This window comes from Legionella sp. km772 (assembly GCF_003989735.1).
Lineage (GTDB): Bacteria > Pseudomonadota > Gammaproteobacteria > Legionellales > Legionellaceae > Legionella.
The window spans coordinates 1-3,739 of sequence record NZ_RZGQ01000238.1; the positions used below are offsets into that span (position 1 = coordinate 1).

A 3,739-nucleotide genomic window follows, 5' to 3' on the forward strand; every position below is an offset into this window, starting at 1 on the left:
CTTATTAACCATTTAGAGCGAATAAGCCTCACAGCCTAAATTTACCGAATCTTTTGTCGACTGTTGATTAAAAAACAGCTGAACAATAATTGGTTCATTTCTAGTCATGAAAAGCCCCTGCTTGGGGTGTAGCACGGTTGGCCTCTACAAATTGGTTAACCGCGGCAATTTCTTCCTCGATATGTTTGCATTTTTTATAAAAAAGCTGACCGAAATCGGTTAATTGTACTTTGCGAGTAGTTCTTAAAAAAAGTTGCTCATTAAGTACTTGCTCAAGATTTTTAATTTGTTTACTTACGGCGGTGGGGGTTAAATTTAATTGCTCTGCAGCTAGGGAAAAATTAGCTAATTCCGCTATTTTTAAAAAACAACGAATTTGTCCCCGGTTATAAAAATGCATGGCGCCATCCAATTGTGAACTTTAAGTTCATAGTATATGTTTTTTTTATCGTTTAAAAAATTAAAGGACATAATCTATGATGTAATTAAATCTAAAGAGCAAGGAAAATAGAATGACTATTAAAACGGTTCGTTATGAATACCACCATACTGGAATTCCCACTAAAGAAGTCAGAGAGGGAGAAAAATACAGCTCCACCTTTAAAATGTATACAAGTGGTGGGCAAGATAGTGAATTTAGAGTGCAGTACCATCGCTTTGAAAAAGGCTGCCCTCTGCATCCCTTAATCCAAACCAAACCCCATATCGCATTTAAAGTGAATAGCATCGAGGAAGCCATTAAAAATAAAGAAGTTATATTAGAGCCTTACGAGCCATTTAAAGGATTTAAAGTGGCAATGATTGCTGAAAAAGGTGCGCCTATTGAATTTATTGAAACCACACTGAGTGAGGAGGAAATTTGGTCAGGAGAGCATAAAAACTCCATCATTTACCCCGAGAAACAATGAACGAAGCGGATATAAAGGCAGTAGGTATTTTTTTGCCCATCGAGGTTAATTAAATAAATAAGCACTATAATTAGGATAAATATTCAACTTATTATTATTTAATTATATGATAGTAGGTCTGCGCTGACTCCGAAAGGAGCAGCGACTTTTATGAATCTTATTGTTTGGAGGACTTGATCCATGCGACAGGTACCTGTATTACCCACTCGTTGTACTCTTTTTCAAAGCCCTCCTCAATCCTTATTGATGGTTTACCCTATTCTACCAGGTACTGGGAGTGTGCTATGAAAATCCATGAATTTAAACGAAAAAAACAAGAACAACAGAAGTTTGCGATGGTCACCTGCTATGATTATCCATCGGCGTGCATCGTAGCAGAATCGGATATCCATTGCGTTTTAGTCGGCGATTCCGTAGCCATGGCTGTACACGGCCATAAGCATACCTTAATGGCCACCATAGAAATGATGGCTTTGCATACTGAGGCCGTGGCCCGCGGTTTAGGAAAGCAATTCTTGATCACCGACTTACCCTTTTTAAGCCATAAAATCTCGTTAGAGCATACCATGAAGGATGTAAAGCGGCTTATGCAAGCTGGAGCGCATGCTTTAAAAATTGAAGGTGCCGATCCTGATACTTGTAGCACCATTTCCCATATTGTTCATTCTGGAGTGCCCGTGATGGGGCATATTGGCTTAACCCCACAATCTATCCATCAGTTAGGCGGCTATAAAGTGCAAGGAAAAGATCAAGAGCATGCCAAGCTCCTTGTGCAACAAGCACAAAACCTAGAAAAAGCCGGTTGTTTTGCTTTAGTTATTGAATGCGTCCCACACGAGTTAGCTAAAATGATTACCCAGTCTATCTCCATTCCCACTATCGGTATTGGTGCAGGGGTTGATACCGATGGGCAAGTTTTAGTGTGGCATGATCTCTTAGGCCTGCAAGATAACTTTAACCCCAAATTCGTAAAACGTTTTGCCCAAGCTAAAGCTGTTTTACTCGAAGGGTTAAATGCTTATGCCCAACAAGTCGAAAAACAAGAATTTCCCTCCACGGACTATCTATTTTAAGTGAGATGATGATGCAAATTTTTAATACCCTTGAAGACTGGCGTACTTTTCGTAAAAGTTTAAGCCCTAGTAAACAAATTGGATTTGCACCCACGATGGGAAACCTTCATGAAGGACATAAGTCGCTTTTTGTCAAAAGCAAACAGGAAAATGACTATACCGCCAGCAGTTTATTTGTAAATCCAACCCAATTTAATCGCAGCGATGATTTTACCCATTACCCGAGAACTTTGGATACCGATCTTCAATTAATGACTCAGGCCGGCGTTGATTTTTGTCTTCTTCCCCAACAAGAAGAAATCTATAGTGATGGTTATAACTATCAAATCCAAGAAAACAATTTATGTATGCTGATGGAGGGCACCCATAGGCCAGGCCATTTTAATGGGGTCTTAACCGTGGTGATGAAACTATTACAATTAGTCAAACCTAACCGTGCCTATTTTGGTGAGAAGGACTATCAACAATATTTATTGATAAAGGGGATGGTTGAGGCTTTTTTTATGGATATAGAGATTATTCCCTGCCCTACTATCCGTGAACTCAGTGGTCTTGCCTATAGCTCACGCAATAATCGCCTGACTAAGGAGCAAAAAATTCTTGCCGAAGAATTTGCCCAGATATTCCATCAAAATAAACCTTGTGCCATGATAATTGAGACACTCCAGGAAAAAGGGATTGGCGTAGAGTATATTGAGGAGCATCGCAACCGTCGTTTTGCAGCGGTTATCATTGGCGATATTCGTTTGATTGACAACTACGCCTTGTGATCTTTCTAGCCTGGAGAAAGGACTCTAATCCAGGTTAGAATTTTAAACTCACAAAGGATATGATGTTCAATGATAATTCAAACTAATTGGTACGTCATTACCGGTGCCCCCTCCTCCGGAAAAACCACCTTAATCAATCAATTAGCCCTGCAGGGCCACACCATCGCCCCAGAAGTGGCAAGGGATTATATTGAAGGTTTACTCGCCAATAACCACACCTTAGAGATGATTCAACAAAATAACCGCCAACTCCAACGCGGTATTCTAGCTATTGCCTTAAAACGAGAACGCCGTTTACAAACCCATGCCCCTATTTTTTTTGATCGTGGTACTGCCGATAGCCTAGGCTATTTTGATTACTATCAACTTGAAGCGCAGCATATGAAACAAGCCTGCCAACACCTACGCTATAAGAAAATCTTCTATTGCCATCAACTTCCTTTAATCCAAGACGAAATTAGAGTTGAAGACAATGAAACCGCTAAAAGAATTGGTGAATTAATTTACCAAGCCTACACTAATCTAGGCTATCAACTTATTGAATTACCTCCAGTCCCCGTAGAAGAACGTATCCAAATGATCTTGCCCCATATAGAGTGTTAAACGAGAGATTTAATTGTAGGTTGATTACACCCCGACCAATAGAAGCATGAACTCAAATGAGCTTGTCGCCGCTAAGTTTTAAATCCATTCCTTGTAGGTTGGGCCGTCCGGCCCAACAGCTCTTAATCCTCATATAATTTAAGTGACTCCGAACAAGCCCAATCTGTAGCTAATAATCCATTCTTGATATATCGATGAATACTAGAATATGGCCAATGTGATGCTTGCTTTACATAACCATGTTTCACTGGGTTATAATGAATGTAATTAACTCATGTTACGCACGGTCAATTTTAAGCTGCCATATTTTTAAGCTCCTGCCAAGCAATCTGGTTCGCTCTAAGAATCAATTTGTACTTAATAGCAAAGTGATTTAAATGAGTTT

5 protein-coding genes are annotated in these 3,739 nt (G+C 39.6%); 4 read left to right on the forward strand and 1 reads right to left on the reverse strand.

Annotation, left to right across the window (positions count from 1 at the left end):
• Positions 1-100: 100 nt before the first annotated feature.
• On the reverse strand, positions 101-400 hold the full coding sequence (locus tag ELY15_RS14420) for a LysR family transcriptional regulator (protein WP_148111251.1): 300 nt from the start codon (positions 398-400) through the stop codon (positions 101-103).
• Positions 401-512: 112 nt separating this feature from the next.
• Here ELY15_RS14420 and ELY15_RS14425 point away from each other — a divergent pair, with 112 nt between their 5' ends.
• From ELY15_RS14425 to ELY15_RS14440, 4 genes are all read left to right on the forward strand, one after another.
• Positions 513-908: a hypothetical protein gene (locus ELY15_RS14425; RefSeq protein ID WP_127101247.1), complete on the forward strand. Its 396-nt coding sequence runs from the start codon at positions 513-515 to the stop codon at positions 906-908.
• A 284-nt stretch (positions 909-1,192) separates the two neighbouring features.
• Positions 1,193-1,981 carry a 3-methyl-2-oxobutanoate hydroxymethyltransferase gene (panB, locus tag ELY15_RS14430; RefSeq protein ID WP_127101249.1) on the forward strand — a complete coding sequence of 263 codons (789 nt, stop codon included), beginning with the start codon at positions 1,193-1,195 and terminating at the stop codon, positions 1,979-1,981.
• An 11-nt stretch (positions 1,982-1,992) separates the two neighbouring features.
• On the forward strand, positions 1,993-2,751 hold the full coding sequence (gene panC / locus ELY15_RS14435; protein ID WP_127101251.1) for a pantoate--beta-alanine ligase: 759 nt from the start codon (positions 1,993-1,995) through the stop codon (positions 2,749-2,751).
• Between the two features lie 69 nt (positions 2,752-2,820).
• Entirely contained in the window at positions 2,821-3,354 is a 534-nt protein-coding gene (locus ELY15_RS14440) for an AAA family ATPase (protein WP_233586817.1), read from the forward strand.
• Positions 3,355-3,739: the final 385 nt, after the last annotated feature.

Bases quoted from the DNA above. Each gene is read 5' to 3' on its own strand.
- panB (WP_127101249.1), top strand. From the start codon at position 1,193: ATGAAAATCCATGAATTTAAACGAAAAAAACAAGAACAACAGAAGTTT.
- ELY15_RS14425 (WP_127101247.1), top strand. From the start codon at position 513: ATGACTATTAAAACGGTTCGTTATGAATACCACCATACTGGAATTCCC.
- ELY15_RS14440 (WP_233586817.1), top strand. From the start codon at position 2,821: ATGATAATTCAAACTAATTGGTACGTCATTACCGGTGCCCCCTCCTCC.
- ELY15_RS14420 (WP_148111251.1), bottom strand. From the start codon at position 400: ATGCATTTTTATAACCGGGGACAAATTCGTTGTTTTTTAAAAATAGCG.
- panC (WP_127101251.1), top strand. From the start codon at position 1,993: ATGCAAATTTTTAATACCCTTGAAGACTGGCGTACTTTTCGTAAAAGT.